Origin of the sequence: Bradyrhizobium sp. YR681, assembly GCF_000282615.1 — a bacterium.
GTDB lineage: Bacteria > Pseudomonadota > Alphaproteobacteria > Rhizobiales > Xanthobacteraceae > Bradyrhizobium.
Genome location: NZ_AKIY01000212.1, coordinates 1 through 16,289 on the forward strand (window position 1 = coordinate 1; position 16,289 = coordinate 16,289).

General features: G+C 64.8%; 17 protein-coding genes and 2 pseudogenes. 12 read left to right on the forward strand and 7 right to left on the reverse strand.

The features are described from left to right. Positions 1-310: 310 nt before the first annotated feature. From PMI42_RS21515 to PMI42_RS21525, 3 genes are all read right to left on the reverse strand, one after another. Positions 311-1,591 carry an O-acetylhomoserine aminocarboxypropyltransferase gene (locus PMI42_RS21515; RefSeq protein ID WP_008137953.1) on the reverse strand — a complete coding sequence of 427 codons (1,281 nt, stop codon included), beginning with the start codon at positions 1,589-1,591 and terminating at the stop codon, positions 311-313. A gap of 149 nt (positions 1,592-1,740) precedes the next feature. Further along, a complete protein-coding gene (locus tag PMI42_RS21520) occupies positions 1,741-2,325 on the reverse strand; it encodes a CoA-binding protein (protein ID WP_008137955.1) in 585 nt (194 codons plus the stop codon). Positions 2,326-2,426: 101 nt separating this feature from the next. Then, entirely contained in the window at positions 2,427-3,251 is an 825-nt protein-coding gene (locus PMI42_RS21525) for an enoyl-CoA hydratase (protein WP_008137956.1), read from the reverse strand. 86 nt (positions 3,252-3,337) lie between these two features. On the opposite strand from PMI42_RS21525, the gene PMI42_RS21530 reads away from it, so the two are divergent. The 6 genes and pseudogenes from PMI42_RS21530 (at position 3,338) to PMI42_RS21555 (ending at position 7,012) form a co-directional block, all read left to right on the forward strand. After that, positions 3,338-3,766: a PaaI family thioesterase gene (locus PMI42_RS21530; protein ID WP_008137958.1), complete on the forward strand. Its 429-nt coding sequence runs from the start codon at positions 3,338-3,340 to the stop codon at positions 3,764-3,766. A gap of 157 nt (positions 3,767-3,923) precedes the next feature. Next, entirely contained in the window at positions 3,924-4,388 is a 465-nt protein-coding gene (gene rplM / locus PMI42_RS21535) for a 50S ribosomal protein L13 (RefSeq protein ID WP_008137961.1), read from the forward strand. A gap of 1 nt (position 4,389) precedes the next feature. Beyond that, a complete protein-coding gene (rpsI, locus tag PMI42_RS21540) occupies positions 4,390-4,869 on the forward strand; it encodes a 30S ribosomal protein S9 (RefSeq protein ID WP_008137962.1) in 480 nt (159 codons plus the stop codon). A gap of 229 nt (positions 4,870-5,098) precedes the next feature. After that, entirely contained in the window at positions 5,099-6,319 is a 1,221-nt protein-coding gene (locus tag PMI42_RS21545; protein ID WP_008137964.1) for a GGDEF domain-containing protein, read from the forward strand. Between the two features lie 57 nt (positions 6,320-6,376). After that, positions 6,377-6,613 carry a hypothetical protein gene (locus PMI42_RS21550; protein WP_035966277.1) on the forward strand — a complete coding sequence of 79 codons (237 nt, stop codon included), beginning with the start codon at positions 6,377-6,379 and terminating at the stop codon, positions 6,611-6,613. A 103-nt stretch (positions 6,614-6,716) separates the two neighbouring features. Further along, positions 6,717-7,012 (forward strand): annotated as a pseudogene (locus PMI42_RS21555) (antibiotic biosynthesis monooxygenase family protein). Between the two features lie 16 nt (positions 7,013-7,028). On the opposite strand, the gene PMI42_RS21560 reads toward PMI42_RS21555, so the two are convergent. Continuing rightward, the gene (locus tag PMI42_RS21560; protein ID WP_008137968.1) at positions 7,029-8,168 is read right to left on the reverse strand and encodes an AI-2E family transporter; all 1,140 of its coding nucleotides are present in this window, start codon (positions 8,166-8,168) and stop codon (positions 7,029-7,031) included. 253 nt (positions 8,169-8,421) lie between these two features. On the opposite strand from PMI42_RS21560, the gene PMI42_RS21565 reads away from it, so the two are divergent. The 3 genes from PMI42_RS21565 to PMI42_RS37495 all read left to right on the forward strand — a co-directional run bounded on the left by PMI42_RS21565 (position 8,422) and on the right by PMI42_RS37495 (position 10,529). Next, positions 8,422-9,195: a gamma-glutamyl-gamma-aminobutyrate hydrolase family protein gene (locus PMI42_RS21565; protein WP_008137970.1), complete on the forward strand. Its 774-nt coding sequence runs from the start codon at positions 8,422-8,424 to the stop codon at positions 9,193-9,195. 211 nt (positions 9,196-9,406) lie between these two features. Then, complete coding sequence (locus tag PMI42_RS21570) at positions 9,407-10,018, forward strand: hypothetical protein (RefSeq protein ID WP_008137972.1); 612 nt, start codon at positions 9,407-9,409, stop codon at positions 10,016-10,018. 109 nt (positions 10,019-10,127) lie between these two features. After that, positions 10,128-10,529, forward strand: a complete 402-nt coding sequence (locus PMI42_RS37495) for a hypothetical protein (protein WP_157195798.1) — start codon at positions 10,128-10,130, stop codon at positions 10,527-10,529. 81 nt (positions 10,530-10,610) lie between these two features. Here the strand turns inward: PMI42_RS37495 and PMI42_RS21580 are convergent, their stop codons facing one another. Then, on the reverse strand, positions 10,611-11,588 hold the full coding sequence (locus PMI42_RS21580) for a GlxA family transcriptional regulator (RefSeq protein WP_008137975.1): 978 nt from the start codon (positions 11,586-11,588) through the stop codon (positions 10,611-10,613). A gap of 148 nt (positions 11,589-11,736) precedes the next feature. On the opposite strand from PMI42_RS21580, the gene PMI42_RS21585 reads away from it, so the two are divergent. After that, a complete protein-coding gene (locus tag PMI42_RS21585; protein WP_008137977.1) occupies positions 11,737-12,000 on the forward strand; it encodes a tautomerase family protein in 264 nt (87 codons plus the stop codon). Between the two features lie 69 nt (positions 12,001-12,069). On the opposite strand, the gene glnA is transcribed toward PMI42_RS21585, so the two are convergent. Beyond that, positions 12,070-13,479: a type I glutamate--ammonia ligase gene (glnA, locus tag PMI42_RS21590; RefSeq protein ID WP_008137979.1), complete on the reverse strand. Its 1,410-nt coding sequence runs from the start codon at positions 13,477-13,479 to the stop codon at positions 12,070-12,072. Positions 13,480-13,631: 152 nt separating this feature from the next. Then, positions 13,632-13,970, reverse strand: a complete 339-nt coding sequence (locus PMI42_RS21595) for a P-II family nitrogen regulator (RefSeq protein ID WP_007603495.1) — start codon at positions 13,968-13,970, stop codon at positions 13,632-13,634. Positions 13,971-14,350: 380 nt separating this feature from the next. On the opposite strand from PMI42_RS21595, the gene PMI42_RS21600 reads away from it, so the two are divergent. Together PMI42_RS21600 and PMI42_RS21605 are read left to right on the forward strand one after the other, a co-directional pair. Then, entirely contained in the window at positions 14,351-15,850 is a 1,500-nt protein-coding gene (locus tag PMI42_RS21600) for a bifunctional ADP-dependent NAD(P)H-hydrate dehydratase/NAD(P)H-hydrate epimerase (protein WP_008137980.1), read from the forward strand. Beyond that, positions 15,850-16,286 (forward strand): annotated as a pseudogene (locus PMI42_RS21605) (GNAT family N-acetyltransferase). Before PMI42_RS21600 ends, PMI42_RS21605 begins: the two are co-directional and overlap by 1 nt. Positions 16,287-16,289: the final 3 nt, after the last annotated feature.

The following is a 16,289-nucleotide window of genomic DNA, read 5'->3' on the forward strand; positions in this document are numbered from 1 at the left end:
CGGCCCGCCGCTTCGGCGTGGCCGGCAAGTCGGCCGCAACGGCGGTCGTGACCGTCAGCATGGCCGCAAGGGCAGGCACCATCCAGCGCAGCATCGTCGGCTCCGAATCAAAGGGGCGATCCAAAGACGATGTATGGGGCAGATATGGTTAATGACTGTTAACTGGAGCCGGTTCCGGGGCGCTCGCGCCCCGGAATTCAGTAGCCCGGATGGAGCGCAACGCAATCCGGGTGTCGTGCCACGCGAGCGGTGAAACGATATGGTCTGGCCCCGGATTACGCTGCGCTCCATCCGGTTCTACGACGGGGAACTACGCACCCAGCGCCTGCTCCAGGTCCGCGATCAAATCTTCCTTGTCCTCGATGCCGATCGAGAGCCTGACAACGTCGGGGCCGGCGCCGGACTTGATCTTCGCGGCGTCGTCGAGCTGGCTGTGTGTGGTCGAGGCCGGATGGATCACCAGCGAGCGGGTGTCGCCGACATTGGCCAGATGCGAGAACAGCTGCAGTTTCGACACCAGGCTGACGCCGGCGTCGTAGCCGCCCTTGAGACTGAAGGTGAAGACGGCGCCCGCACCCTTCGGCGCGTATTTGCGCGCCAGCTGGTGGTACTTGTCGCTGGCAAGGCCCGCATAGCTGACCGAAGCCACCGCCGGATGGCCCGCGAGGAATTCGGCGACCGCCTTGGCATTGTCGCAGTGCCTCTGCATGCGCAGCGGCAGCGTCTCGATGCCGGTGAGGATCATGAAGGCGTTGAAGGGCGAGAGCGCCGGGCCGAGGTCGCGCAGGCCGAGCACGCGGCAGGCGATCGCGAAGGCGAAATTGCCAAAGGTCTCCTGGAGGCGAATGCCGTGATATTCGGGCCGCGGCTCCGAGAGCATCGGATATTTGCCGCCGGTCGACCAGTCGAACGTGCCGGCATCGACGATGATACCGCCGAGCGAATTGCCGTGGCCGCCCAGGAATTTCGTCAGCGAGTGCACGACGATGTCGGCGCCGTGGTCGATCGGGCGGATCAGATAGGGCGAGGCCAAGGTGTTGTCGACGATCAGCGGCACGCCCGCCTTGCGCGCCACCGTCGAGATCGCCTCGATGTCGGTGATGCTGCCGCCGGGATTGGCGATGGACTCGATGAAGATGGCCTTGGTGCGCGGCGTGATCGCGCGCTCGAAGCTCGCAATGTCGTCGGAATCGGCCCACACCACATTCCAGCCGAAGCTCTTGAACGCGTGCGTGAACTGGTTGATCGAGCCGCCATAGAGTTTCCGCGCGGCGATGAACTCGTCGCCGGGCTGGAGCAATTGCTGCAGCACCACGACCTGCGCGGCGTGGCCGGAGGCCACCGCGAGTGCGGCGGTGCCGCCCTCGAGCGCGGCGACGCGCTCTTCCAGCACCGCGTTGGTGGGATTGCCGATGCGGGTATAGATGTTGCCGAACGCCTGCAGGCCGAACAGCGAGGCGGCGTGGTCGGCGTCGTTGAAGACGAAAGAGGTCGTTTGATAAATCGGCGTCGCGCGCGCACCGGTGGTGGGGTCGGGCTGTGCACCGGCATGCACGGCGAGGGTTGAAAATCCCGGAAGGCGATCGCTCATTGAGGGCGTCCTGTTCTTGTGGTCTGAAATCGCGCGGCATGCTGATCGGCGCCGCGGCTGCCGTCAAGGCGCGGCTTCACATCAGAATGATTTGGGAACGACCGTGCTACGCATTGCCGCGTTCGCGAAACGAATCCTTCGCAAGTGCGTCAGGTTTGCTCGCTCTTGTTCTTGGCGGCGCGATCGGATGCCGCGGTGTCGCCACCACCGACACTCATCCGATTGAGGGATAGGCGCATGCCTTGCGTCGGTGCCGGCGGGCGCTTGGAGCTGAGCGTGCGCGAATTGACGCCCATCCACGAGATCTCGGACGACAAACGGCCATATTCGATCTTGGGACAGCGGTTCATCACGACCTTGATGCCGACGGATTCCGCTTTCGCCGCCGCCGCGTCGTCACGCGCGCCAAGCTGCATCCAGATCACCTTCGGCAGCGGATCGAGCGTGAGGGCCTCTTCGACGACGGGCATGATGTGGCTGGAATTGCGAAAAATGTCGATCATGTCGATGGGATGGCCGATGTCGGACAGCGAGGCGACGAAGGGCTTGCCGAGCAGCTCCTTGCCGACATGGCCGGGATTGATCGGGATCATGTCGTAGCCGCGTTGCGAAAGGTACTTGAACGCGAAATAGCTGGGACGCACATTGACCGGCGAGGCACCGACCATCGCGATCGACTTCACGCTGTTGAGGATGGCGCGGATGTAGTTGTCGGGATAGGCGTCGTGGTTCATCACTTATCTTTTCTTGTTGTCATTGCGAGCGCAGCGAAGCAATCCAGGCCGTCGCCGCGGAAAGACTCTGGATTGCTTCGCTTCGCTCGCAATGACGGGAATCATTCATCCCGCCATGTCGGCTGACGCTTCTCGATGAAGGCGCCGATGCCTTCCTCGGCGTCGCGCGCCATCATGTTCTCGGTCATCACCTCTGCCGCATAGCGATAGGCGTCCGCAAGGCTCATCTCGGCCTGGCGGTAGAACGCCTCCTTGCCGAGTTTGACGGTATAGGCCGATTTCAGTGCGACCTGCTCCGCCAGCGCGATCGCGGCGTCGCGCTCGGTCCCCTTTGCAACGACGCGGTTGATGAGCCCGATCTCGCGGGCGCGGTCGGCTGGGACGGGCTCGCCCGTCAGCAGCATCTCCATCGCCTGCTTGCGCGGCACGTTGCGCGACAGCGCCACCATCGGCGTCGAGCAGAACAGGCCGATGTCGACGCCGGGCGTGGCGAAGCTCGCAGCTTCGGAGGCGATGGCGAGATCGCAGCTCGCCACGAGCTGGCAGCCAGCTGCCGTGGCGATGCCCTGGACGGCGGCGACCACGGGCTTCGGCAGATGCACGATCGCCTGCATCATCGCGCTGCAGGCGTTCATCATCTCGGCGAAGAAGGCGCGGCCGCGATCGGGGTCGGCGCGGCGTGCGGTCAGTTCCTTCATGTCGTGGCCGGCGGAGAAGGCGGGGCCATTGGCGGCGATCACCACGCCGCGGACCGTCTTGTCGTCGCGGATCTCATTCAGTCCGGCATGCAGGCTTGCGATCATCGCTGCCGACAGGCTGTTGCGCGCGGCCGGGCGGTTCAGCGTGAGAACCGCGATGCTGCCGATTGTTTCGCGCAGCAGAATTGGCGGTTGCGGGGAGGGGGCGCGGGCGGCCAGGGCAGACATCGAAGCGTTTCCGGTTGGATTATTGCGTTTGGATGACGCAGATAACTTAATGTAACAGGGGACATGAAGCGAGGGTGGGGATCAGCATGGCATTAGCGAAAATGAGCGTGGCGGAGGTCGAGCAGTTTCTCCGTGACGAGTTTCCCCAGGCCTTCAGCGGCGACGACATCACGATCGAAAGCGCCGACGGCCAGACCTGCCTTTTGCGCCAGCGCTACAGCGAAAGGATGCTGCGGCCGGGCGGAACCGTGTCCGGTCCGACGCTGATGGCGCTGGCCGATTTCGCGATGTACGTGGTGCTGCTGTCCGCGATCGGGCCGGTCGGGCTCGCGGTCACCACCAATCTCAACATCAACTTCCTGCGCAAGGGCCAGCCCGGGCAGGACGTGCTGGCGGAGGCCCGGCTGCTCAAGCTCGGCAAGCGGCTCGCGGTCGGGGAGGTGAAGCTGTTGTCCGGTACCTCGCCCGATCCGATCGCCCATGTCACCTCGACCTATTCCATTCCAACTGTTTGAGCTTTTCGCAGGTAATATAGCACCATATTTTTAAGTAATTGATATTGCGTACATAATTCACGTCATCCGGCATTGACCGTTGCGCGTCTCTTCTCTAGAAACCGCGCAGTCCGGTGCGGTGTTCGCGCCGATATCTCCCGTCCACGGAAACTCCGATATGAAAACCTTTTCGGCAAAGCCGGCTGAGGTGACGAAGAAGTGGGTGCTGATCGACGCCAAGGGTCTGGTCGTCGGCCGCCTCGCCACCATCGTCGCCATGCGCCTGCGCGGCAAGCACCTCCCGACCTACACCCCGCACGTTGATTGCGGCGACAACGTCATCATCATCAATGCGCAGCATGCGGTCCTCACCGGTCGCAAGCGCGAGCAGAAGACCTATTACAAGCACACCGGCTATGTCGGCCACGTCAAGGAGCGCACCGCGCGCCAGATCCTCGAGGGCAAGCATCCCGAGCGCGTGCTCGAGAAGGCCGTCGAGCGCATGATCCCGCGTGGTCCGCTCGGTCGCGTGCAGATGGGCAACCTCCGTGTCTACGGCGGCGCCGATCATCCGCACGAGGCGCAGACGCCCGAGAAGATCGACATCGCCAAGTTGAACCGCAAGAACACGAGGGCCGCATAACATGGCCGAATCCATCCAGTCGCTCGACCAGCTCTCGCAGCTCAAGACCGCTGCCGCGCCCGACGCGCCGAAGCACGAGAAGAAGGTCGACAAGTTCAACCGCGCCTATGCCACCGGCAAGCGCAAGGACGCGGTCGCCCGCGTCTGGATCAAGCCGGGCGCCGGCAAGGTCACGGTCAACTCGCGCGAAGTCGAGGTGTATTTCGCCCGTCCCGTGCTGCGCATGATGATCGAGCAGCCGTTCTCGGTGGCCGCGCGTTCGGGCCAGTACGACGTGGTCTGCACGGTTGCCGGCGGCGGTCTGTCCGGCCAGGCCGGTGCCGTCCGTCACGGCATCTCCAAGGCGCTCACCTATTTCGAGCCGGAGCTGCGCACGGTCCTCAAGAAGGGCGGCTTCCTCACCCGCGACTCGCGCGTGGTCGAGCGCAAGAAGTACGGCAAGGCCAAGGCCCGCCGGTCCTTCCAGTTCTCGAAGCGTTAATCGCTTCGGTCACATTCGCCGCGAAAGCGGCTTCAATGAGATGCAAAAGGGCGCTGATTTCAGCGCCCTTTTTGCTGTTCGTTTGTGTGCAAATTGAAGACGAGTTTCCCGAAAACTTGGCCGTCCGTGAAAACCTGAATGGAACCCGCGGGACATAGCGTCGCATTTGGAAGGGCGCGCAAATCGGATGTGCCGATCGCGTAACTGCTATGTCTAAGAGGGGGCCGACATGATGTCGCTCGATAGCATCACGCTCTATTTGGTCGCCACCATGGTCGCCGCACTGCTCGGCGCCATGATGGTATTTTTCGGCAGGCAGGAGAACAGTCCTGCGCTGAAATGGTGGGGCACCGCCTATCTGCTCGGTGCCGCCTCCGTCGCGCTATGGACTGCGGCCGGCGACAAGCTCGGTCCGCATCTCTATCTGGCGTTAAATGCCGTCGGCTTCGTCGCCTGCGGCATGGTGTGGAATGCGGCGCGCGTCTTCCACGGCCGGAAGCCGAACTGGCCGGGCCTGCTCATCGGTGCGCTGGCCTGGGTCGCCGCCGTCACGCTGCTCGATCCCGCAGCCGCGATGCTGCGCATGATCGTCGGCGCCGGCATCGTCTCGATCTATGCGGCGCTGACCGCGAGTGAGCTCTGGGTCGAGCGGCGCAAGAGCCTGCAGCGGCGCTGGCCGGCCTTCGTGGTGCCGGTCATGCACGGCTGCGTGTTGATGCTGCCGATCCTGCTCGGCAGCTTCCTGCGTCCCAATGATGCCGGCTTCTCCTCGAGCATCTGGGTCACCGTGTTCGCGGTCGAGCTGGTGCTCTATGCCGTCGGCACCGTGTTCGTGATCTTCATGCTGGTGTCGGAGCGCACGGTGACAGCGCACCGCACCGCTGCGTCCACCGATCCCCTGACCGGCATGCTCAACCGCCGCGGCTTCTCGGAAGCCTGCGGCCGCGTCATCGAGCGCGAGGCCAAGGCCGGACGCCCCGTGACCGTGATGATCTTCGACATCGACCACTTCAAGTCGATCAACGACCGCTTCGGCCATCCCGCCGGCGACGAGATGCTGAAACTGTTCTCGACCGTCGTCGTCAGCAATCTGCGGATGACCGACATGTCGGGCCGCATCGGCGGCGAGGAGTTCGCAGCCCTCTTGCCGTGTTCGCTGGAGGAGGGCGTGCTGGTGGCCGAGCGCGTGCGCGAGGCGTTCGAGACCTCGGGCGTCGTCGTCGATGAAGGCCCGGTCGACACCACCGTGAGCATCGGCGTCGCCGGCGGTCCGGCCGGCACCGAGCTCGAGGTGCTGCTGGCCTCGGCCGATACCGCGCTCTACCAGGCCAAGCGCGGCGGCCGTAACCGCGTCGAGGCGGCGGAGGAGTTGCCGCTGTCGCTGGAGAACTGGCGCCGCCAGAGCGCCGCGCGGGTCGGGGCGTCGCAGGCGCGTCCGGCCACCGCCTGAGCCGAAGGGGGCCTGCGGTAATCCCCTGTTTACCATTCGATCCCTACCATTGCGGTCATGGAATCGATCCGTCGACAGAACCCGCAGGCTGCCCTGATGTCGCTCGAAGCGCATGCCGCTTCGGCACGTAGCGGCTTCGCCTGCCTGTTCTCGACGGCGGAGGAATACGAGAGCGCGCTGATCACCGAGCGCCGCGCCCAGGGGCGCTACACGCAAGGCCGCAGCTATTGGCCGCTCGCGCTGTTCGCCGGCTGCGCGCTCATGGTGGCAGGCATCGTTCTGCTGTTCGCCTGAGAGACCTGCATTTTTGGGCCGACCAGAGCGCCGTTTCGGCGCCTTTTTCTTTGTCGCCGGCTGCGCTAGACACGCCCCACCGAACAAAAAAGGGTGGAAACCGATGATCACCGAGATCGCACAAATCGACGTCAAGCCGGGCAGCGAGAAGGACTTTGAGGCCGCCGTCGCCAAGGCCAAGGCCGCGTTCGGCCGCTCCAAGGGCTTTCACGGCTTCGAGCTGCACAAGTCGATCGAGAAGCCGCAGCGCTACCGCCTGATGGTGAAATGGGCGACGCTGGAGAACCACACCGTCGATTCCGCGGCTCCGAGAATTTCACCGAATGGCGCGGCCTCGTCGGCCAGTATTTTGCTTCGCCTCCCGAGGTCGAGCACACCGAGACCGTGCTGACGACCTAAGCTGCTTCACGACGTCTTACGCCGCCTCTGCCAGAGGCGGCGCCTCATACGTCTTGAAATGGTCGATCATGACCTTGGCGATGGCGACCAGTGGCAGCGCCAGCGCCAGGCCCCAGATTCCGAACACGACGCCGAGCAGGATCTGGAACGCGAACAGCGTGGCCGGCGGGATGTCCAGCGCCTGCCGCTGGAGCAGCGGCGTCAGCACATAGCTTTCCATGGCATGGACGCCCATGAAGAGCAGAAAGGCCGATAGGGCGGGGACCCACCCCGAGGCAAGGCTCGCCAGCACCACCACGACGCCGGCGATGATGGCGCCCACCGTCGGAATGAAGGCGAGCAGGCCGGCCTGAATCCCCAGGATGAACGAGCCCGGAATGCCGATGATGGCAAGTCCGATCCAGGTCACGGCGCCGACCGCAAGCATCACGATGATCTGCGCGATCAGCCAGCGCTCCAGCGTCTCGCCGATGCGGTCGACGATGAGGGTGGCGCGGGTGCGGTGCCTGGCCGGCACGAGGAACAGCAGGCCGTCGTGATAGATGCCGGGTTGGGCGGCGAAGGCCAGCCCGAGAAACAGCACGATGAAGACGTTGCCGACGGCGCTGATGGTGCCGAGCAGCAGCTTGAAGGTCTGGCTCACGATGGCGCCGCCGCTGGAGGCGAGAGCGCCTGCGCCGGACAGTCCGTTTTTTGGCGTAGGCCCGGGCGAAGGGCTGGAATCGGCCGGTGTCGCGTCCGGGGAGGCGGGCGGGGTGCTTCCGAGGTCGAAGAAGCTGGTGTCGACGCCGTGGGCGTCGAGGAAGGATTTGACGTTGGCGAGCTGCGACTTGATGGTTTTGCTGAGCAGCGAGGCCTGTTCGGCGATGGTGGCGCCGCCGAGATAGGCGACGCCTGCGAGCATCAGGGCGAGCCCCGCGCAGACGATCGCGAGCCGGGCGGCATGGGGCAGCCGAACGCGGCGGCCGAGCGCATTGGTCAGCGCGTTGAGGCCGAGGCCGAGCAGCACGCCGGCAAAAATCAGCAGCACGGTGGCCGCAAAATACCAGGTGAAGACGAGCAGGGCGGTGAACAGCACCACGCCGATGCCCCCCACCGAAATCGCCCAGGCCAGGTCGCCGCGGGTGGACGTGCGTTCGTCTGGGGAATGGGTCACATCTCATCCTTCTTGCGCCGGGACGGCGGGGCACTCTTTCGCGAAATCCGCCCCGGGATCAAGCAGAGGCCCTTTGCCGGGCCCCGGTCCTGCGCCGGGAGCCAACGCCGCCCGCGTCCGGAAGTGCCGACGGGGCTTGCCGGCGTCCCCTTGCGCGAAAATAGCATTGCCGTCCCGCGATCCCTTCTGTTGAATTTGTTCCACCCCAGGGGCATGTTTGGAGAATCTTCTTACGGGGAGGCCAGAACGGAAGATGAGAAAGCCGGTCGTCGGCGTGATCGGAAATGCCCATCGCGTCGAAAATCGATTTCAGGTCCAGATGGTCGGCGAGCGCAATTTGCGCGCCGTGGCCGAGGTTTCCGGCGGACTGCCGGTGATGTTCGCGGGCGCCCCTGACATCACCGATATCGGTGCGCTGCTCGACACCGTCGACGGCATCGTCCTGACCGGCGCCCGCGCCAACGTGCATCCGACCCGTTTCAACGTCGACCCGTGCGCGGCGCACGAGCCCTACGACATCCACCGGGACGAGGTCGCACTGGCGCTTTCGGTCGCCTGCGTCGCCCGCGGTATCCCGCTGTTCGGCATCTGCCGCGGCCTCCAGGAGATGAACGTCGCCTTCGGCGGCTCGCTGCATCCGGAGATCCGCGAAATCCCGGGCCGCATGAACCACCGCATGCCCCGGCTCGAGAACGGCGAGATCCACCCCGATCCGACCGTGGTGTTCGCCGATCGCCACGACGTCGACCTCACGCCCGGCGGTGCGTTCGCGACGCTGCTCGGCTGCGAGAAGATCAGGGTCAATTCGCTGCACGGCCAGGGCATCCTCGATCCCGGCAAGCGCGTGCTGATCGAGGGCGTTGCCGAGGACGGCACCATCGAGGCCATCCGCATCGCGGAAGCCCCGACCTTCGCGCTCGGCGTGCAATGGCACGCCGAATACGATCCGCAGCGCAACCCGATCAACCGCAAGCTGTTCGAAGCGTTCGGCGAGGCGATCGTCGAACGCCAGCGCGCGACGGCGTAGACCGCGGCGCGCACGCGGACCAGCTGTTTCCAGCCTGACGCAGCTCCGTCATCCTGAGGTGCGCGTAGCGCAGTGCATCTGCGCTGCGCTGGGAGCCTCGAAGGGCGACGGTGAGAAATAGAGTGCGTTCGATCCAGGCGCGATCGTGCTTTCGAGTTGTGCTCAAGCGAGCTACCGTCCAATTCGTTTTTGAAATTGGAATTGCATCCCGATGATACGCATCGTCGCCGTCACGGCCCTTGTTCTGCTCGCGTCCCCCGCCTTGGCCCAGTCCGCGCCGCCGCAGGAAGGGCCCATCACCTGCGCTTCGCCTGTCGCACCCGATGACACCGAGCGGAGCCTCAAACAGCGCTTCGGCAAGGACGCGGTGGTGCAGGACCTGCCGGGCGCCGAGGGCGAGCAATACAAGGGCGTCGTGCTGTTTCCGAAGGCGAGGGACCGCCGCATCGAGGTTGCCTTCACCGACGACAAGGGCAAACGCGCCTCCGGCTTGACCCTGCGCGACACCGCCAAGACCAGCCGCTGGAGCGTTGGCGGCGTCACGATCGGATCGAGCCTTGCCGACGTGCAGAAGGCCAACGGCAAGCCGTTTCTGGTCAGCGGCTTCGACTGGGACTATGGCGGCTTCGTCACCGACTGGAAAAGCGGCGCGCTCAGCCGGCCGCTGCAAGGCGGCTGCACCGTCGCGATCCGCTTCGGCAAGAACGCCGGCGCCCCAAGGTCGCTCTCGGGCGACGGCGTGAAGGCCGCCTCCGACAGCGCAGCGCTGGTGAAGTTTGCGCCGGTCGTGACGGAGATCGGGGTGAATTTTCCGGATAAGTGAGGCGGGCGTGCGCCGAATTTCGAGCCTCGTTCGCGATGACCGATTTCAGCAGTTTCCTGACATTCCCTTGAGGTGAGGTATGCGCCGTGTTGTGTCTGCAGCTTTAATCGTGGTGATCGCATCCACGACGGCAGTGGTCGCCGCTGATCACGACAGGAGTTATCTCTTGCACAACGGTTCGGAGATCATCGCGACGTTCAATCGCGGTGAAATGCGAATGTATTATGAGAAGCCGAAGCCGTCCCTGCGGCAGGCCGGTATCGATCAAGGCACCTTGCTTTTCCAGGGGACGGCGAACGACGGGCATATCAAGGGGACCGCGTTCGTCTTTCGAAAAGGATGTCCGCCGGCTCCTTACGAGGTCGAGGGGCGCGCTCAGGGGGATGTTGGATTCGAGCTGTCCGGTCCCGGACCGAAGTTCGGCGCTGGATGTGCGGTGCTCGGCCTGTCATGGACCAGTCCTCACTCGAGGCTCACCTTCGTCTCGGATAATCGCGGGATTGACTGGTAAAATGAGACGGTGCCAATGGCGGGATAGCGGGGGTCACAAGCGAGCCGGTGCCTGCGAACGGCCTGGACCGGCTGTCCTCCGCTACGCGGCCCGCTCCACCCGCCGCGCGCGATAGGCCTGCGGCGACATTAGGGTCAGTTTGCGGAACGCCTTGCGAAAGCTGCTCTCGTCTTCATAGCCGGCCGCGCGTGCGATGGTCTTGACCGGCTGCGTCGTGGTCTCCAGCAGCGTGCGCGCGTGCTCGACGCGGCGGCGCATGATGAAAGCCTGTGGCGGCTCGTGCGTAAGCTCCTGGAATTTCCGGTTCAGCGTGCGTTCGCTGAGGCCAAGCGCGCCCGCGAGGCGCTTGACCGTCATCGCCCTCTTGCCGGTGCGACGAACCAGCAGGTCGGCCCTTGTCAGCAGCGGGTCCTGCGACAGCAGATAGCCGACCGGCATGAAGATCGACTGGGTGCGCTGCGCGGTGTCGATGACGACGTAGTCCGCGCACAGCTTTGCGGTCTCCTTGCCTTCCACCATCTCGATCAGCCTGAGCAGGAGGTCGACCCACGACATCGGTCCGGCCGCGCAGACGATGCGGTCCGCCGTGGTGATGACGGCGTCGGCGGCGAGGTCGATCGTGGGGTGGCGCTGGCGCAGTTCGCCTTGCAGCCACCAGGTGATGGTGGCGCGGCGGTTGTCGAGCAGGCCTGCGCCCGCAAGCAGGAACACGCCGCTGCAAAACGCGCCGATCAGCCGGCCGCCGGCGTGCTGTTGCCGCAGCCAGGCGCCGGCGCGGGCATATTGCGGGCGCAGCCGTTCGGCGGTGACGTGATCGACGAGGTTGCCGGGGACGAGGATCGCATCGAAGCTCGCGCGCTTGCCGATCGCGCCATCGACCGCGACCGTCTGGCCGCCGCCGGCGCGCACGGCCTTGCCGTCGAGCGAAAGCGTCTGCCAGGCGAAGCGGGTTTTTGCGCCGCTCTGCTGCATCACGTGGTTGGCGAGCGACAGGATGTCGGCGACGCCTGATATCGCCGAATGCATGCAGCCTTCCAGCGCCAGAATTGCGAGCTTCATGGGACCTCCGGGCAGATGCCGCGATCCTATCCGATCGGCGCGGACAGGCGTGGCGGAAATTGCCCGATCTCTGTCTTGTCCGCCACTGCCTTCCCGGTCGCCCCTGGTGCAGATTCGCGCCGTCGTCACGACATGACTGGAGAGAGACATGCCCTACATCACCATTTCCACCGTCCGCGGCATCCTGGACGCCGCGCAGAAGAAGACCCTGCTCGAGCGCGTCACCGACCTGATGGTCGAGGTCGAGGGTCAGGGCAATCCGGAGTTCCGCCGCAACGTCTGGGTCAGGATCGAGGAGCAGGAGCCCTCGCACTGGTCGCTCGGCGGCATGCAGCCCACGCCGGAGATCATTGCAGATACGTTCGGCCCGATCGGGGCCGACGGGGTGCGGGTCGCGAGATCGAAGATGTAGGTTTGCGCCCAACACAAAGGGGCGCTCCTCGCGGAGCGCCCCTTGCTTGTCGCAGACAGTTCAGGCCGCTTAGCCCGAATAGTACATGTCGAACTCGACCGGGTGCGGGGTCATCTCGAAGCGGGCGACTTCGGTCATCTTCAGCTCGATATAGCTGTCGATGAAATCGTCGTCGAACACGCCGCCGGCCTTCAGGAAGGCGCGGTCCTTGTCGAGGTTTTCCAGCGCCTCGCGGAGCGAACCGCAGACGGTCGGGATCTGCTTCAGCTCTTCCTTCGGCAGGTCGTAGAGGTCCTTGTCCATCGCCGGACCCGGATCGATCTTGTTCTTGATGCCGTCGAGGCCGGCCATCAGCATCGCGGCGAAGCCGAGATAGGGATTGGCGAGCGGATCGGGGAAGCGCACCTCGACACGCTTGGCCTTCGGCGAAGCGGTGTAGGGGATGCGGCAGGAGGCCGAGCGGTTGCGCGCGGAGTAGGCGAGCAGCACGGGAGCCTCATAGCCCGGGACCAGGCGCTTGTAGGAGTTGGTCGACGGGTTGGTGAAGGCGTTGATCGCCTTGGCGTGCTTGATGATGCCGCCGATGTAGTTGAGGCAGGTCTCCGACAGGTCGGCGTATTTGTTGCCGGCGAACACCGGCTTGCCGTCCTTCCAGATCGACTGGTGCACGTGCATGCCCGAACCGTTGTCGCCATAGACCGGCTTCGGCATGAAGGTGGCGGTCTTGCCGTAGATGTGCGCGACTTGGTGGATGCAGTATTTGTAGATCTGCAGATGGTCGGCCATCAGCGTCAGCGTGTCGAACTTCATGCCGAGCTCGTGCTGGGCGGAGGCGACCTCGTGGTGATGCTTTTCGACCTTGACGCCCATCTTGGCCATGGCGCCGAGCATTTCCGAGCGCATGTCCTGCACCGAGTCCTGCGGCGGGACCGGGAAGTAGCCGCCCTTGGTGCGGATGCGGTGGCCGAGATTGCCGCCCTCATATTCCGTGTCGGTGTTGGTCGGCAGCTCCGAGGAGTCGAGCCTGAAGCCGGTGTTGTAGGGGCCGGAGGAGAAGCGGACGTCGTCAAACACGAAGAACTCGGCTTCGGGGCCGACGAACACGGTGTCGCCCACGCCCATCGACTTCACCATGGCTTCCGCCTTCTTGGCGATGCCGCGGGGGTCGCGGTTGTAGGGCTCGCCGGTGGTCGGCTCGAGCACGTCGCAGGTGATGACCATGGTGGTCTCGGCGAAGAACGGATCGATCGTCGCGGTCACCGGATCGGGCATCAGGCACATGTCGGACTCGTTGATCGCCTTCCAGCCGGCGATCGAGGAGCCGTCGAACATCGTCCCTTCGGCGAAAATGTCTTCATCGATCATGCTGACGTCGAACGTCACGTGCTGCCACTTGCCGCGCGGATCGGTGAAGCGCAGGTCGACGTATTTCACGTCGTTGTCCTTGATCGATTTCAGGACGTCTTTGGCGGTCTTCATGCATACCCCTTTTGGCTCTGCGGGACGGTTTCCAGGTGAGCAGGATTGTTCTCGCTTTTGGCGAGTTCGCGCGCGACCGCACAAACGAAATCAGGCCGCCGAAGCAGCCTTTTTCTTGTCAGAGTGTCGCAAAACGCGGGATAGCACCCGGCTCAGATAGCGTCCAGCCCGGATTCGCCGGTCCGGATGCGGATCGCCTCTTCGATGTTGGAGACGAAAATCTTGCCGTCGCCGATACGGCCGGTTTGCGCAGCGCGGCGGATCGCGTCGATGGCACGCTCGACCAGATCGTCGCCGATCACGATCTCGATCTTCACCTTGGGCAGGAAGTCGACGATGTATTCGGCGCCGCGGTAGAGCTCGGCGTGACCCTTCTGGCGGCCAAAGCCCTTGGCCTCGGTCACGGTGATGCCCTGAAGGCCGACTTCCTGAAGCGCTTCCTTCACCTCGTCGAGCTTGAATGGCTTGATGATGGCTTCGATTTTCTTCACTGCGCGCCTCCCGGCCTTTCGATCAAATAGCAACGTCTTCGTCAGGATGCGCTTTCTCACGCACGATAGTGTCTTCGTTATGCCTGAAACCCTGACCAGTCCGGCAAACAACGGCCGGTCACACCCTGATGATTGCCAGTGAGCACGACGAACCGAAGCGGCTTCCTCGAAAGCAGGGTCTATGCCAAGTTGCAAATGCCCTGATTATTGGAGCGTTATCAGCCTTTTAACGAGCATCTCTGTAGGTGGAGCCGACCCGCGCAAAATACCTCAGGCTACGAAATAGGCAAACGGTTCAATATCTGTGCAGATCGTTGTTCCGGTCAGTGGGTCGGCACGGAATGTGCCTGTTGAAAAGGCGTTTGGACCAGGGAAGTGGCATGGAAGTTCTGACCAACGCCGAAATGCAGCGGGCCGATCAGCTCTCGATCGCGGCCGGCACGCCCGGCTTCAAGCTGATGCTGAGCGCGGGCCAGGCCGTGGCCGAAGCCGCCCATGCGCTGATGGAGGAGGGGCCGATCCTGATCGTGGCCGGCCCCGGTAACAATGGCGGCGATGGTTTTGTCGCAGCCGCCGAACTCGCCGCCCAGGGGCGCGAGGTTTCGGTGATCCTGATGTGCGAGCGCGACCAGCTCCAGGGCGATGCGGCCTCCGCCGCGCGCGGCTGGAAGCATCCGGTGCTGCCGTTCAATCCACAGGCGATCGGACGGCCCGCGCTGATCATCGACGCGCTGTTCGGCGCGGGCCTCAGCCGTCCCGTCGACGGCGAGGCGCGCGCGATGATCGAGGCGATCAACGCCAACGGTGCCCCGGTGCTGGCGGTCGACCTGCCGAGCGGCATCAACGGCACCAGCGCGGCCGTGCTGGGCGTCGCGGTCAACGCCACCGAGACCGTCACCTTCTTCCGCAAGAAGCCGGCGCATCTGCTGCTGCCTGGCCGGATGCATTGCGGCCATGTCCGCGTCGCCGACATCGGCATCGAGGCGCAGGTGCTGGACGAGATCGCGCCGCAGATTTTTGAGAACGATCCGGATTTCTGGGGCGCAGCCTTTCCGGTGCCGCGCATCGACGGTCATAAATACGCACGCGGCCATGTGCTCGCGGTCTCCGGCGATGCGGCAGCGACCGGCGCTGCGCGGCTCGCCGCGCGCGGCGCGCTGCGGGCCGGTGCGGGCCTCGTGACGCTGGCGAGCCCGCGCGATGCGCTTGCGATCAATGCGGCGGCGCTCACCGCCGTCATGGTTCGCCCCGTCGACACCGCGGTCGAGTTCGGCGAGCTGCTCGGCGACAAGCGCTACAACACCTGCATCATCGGCCCCGGCACCGGCGTCGGCGACCGGACCTGCGACTTCGTGCACACTGCGCTGACGGCGCAGCGGCATCTGGTGCTGGATGCGGATGCGCTGACGAGCTTTGCCGCGAATCCCGAGCGGCTGTTCGAATCCATCAAGTCGTCGCAGGACAATGCGGTGGTGCTGACGCCGCACGAGGGCGAGTTTCCGCGCCTGTTCTCCGACCTCAGCAACAAGAATCCGGGCCGCTCCAAGCTCGAGCGCGTCCGCGCCGCTGCCGAACGCTCCGGCGCCGTGGTGCTGCTGAAGGGGCCCGACACGACGATCGCCGCGCCCGACGGCCGCGTCACCATCGCCGCCAACGCGCCGCCCTGGCTCGCCACAGCCGGCGCCGGCGACGTGCTCGCCGGCATCATCGCAGGTCTTTTGGCGCAGGGCGTGCCGTCGTTCGAGGCCGCCAGCATCGGCGTCTGGATGCACGGCGAGGCGGGTAGCGAGGCGGGTCCGGGCCTGATCGCGGAAGACCTCACCGAGACGCTGCCGGCCGTGCACCGGCGGATCTATAATGCGCTCGGGGTGGAGTACTAGTGCTCAGGCGGCTTGCGCTCGCCGACATGGGCGCGGCGGCGCAGGTCCTCGGATTGCGTTCGACCGGGCGATGCCGTGGCTCATCGGGTTGCACACGCCGGATGAGGACCGCTGGTTCTACCGCGAGCGTGTCTTTCCAGCGTGTCATGTGTGGGGACAATTCGACGGCGACGAGCTGAACGGGATTGTCGCCTTCCGCGATGGATGGATCGAGCAGCTTTACGTGCTTCCCTCGGTCCAGGGGCGCGGCGTCGGCACCGAACTCCTTGATGTCGCCAAGGGTGCCTGGGAGCGGCTGGAGTTGTGGACCTTCCAGCGCAACGCGCCCGCGCGGCGCTTTTATGAAATGCGTGGATTTACGCTGGTCGAGGAGACCGACGGAGTCCGGAACGAGGAGAAAGAGCCGGACGCGCACTATCTCTGGAGGCGCCAATAGGCG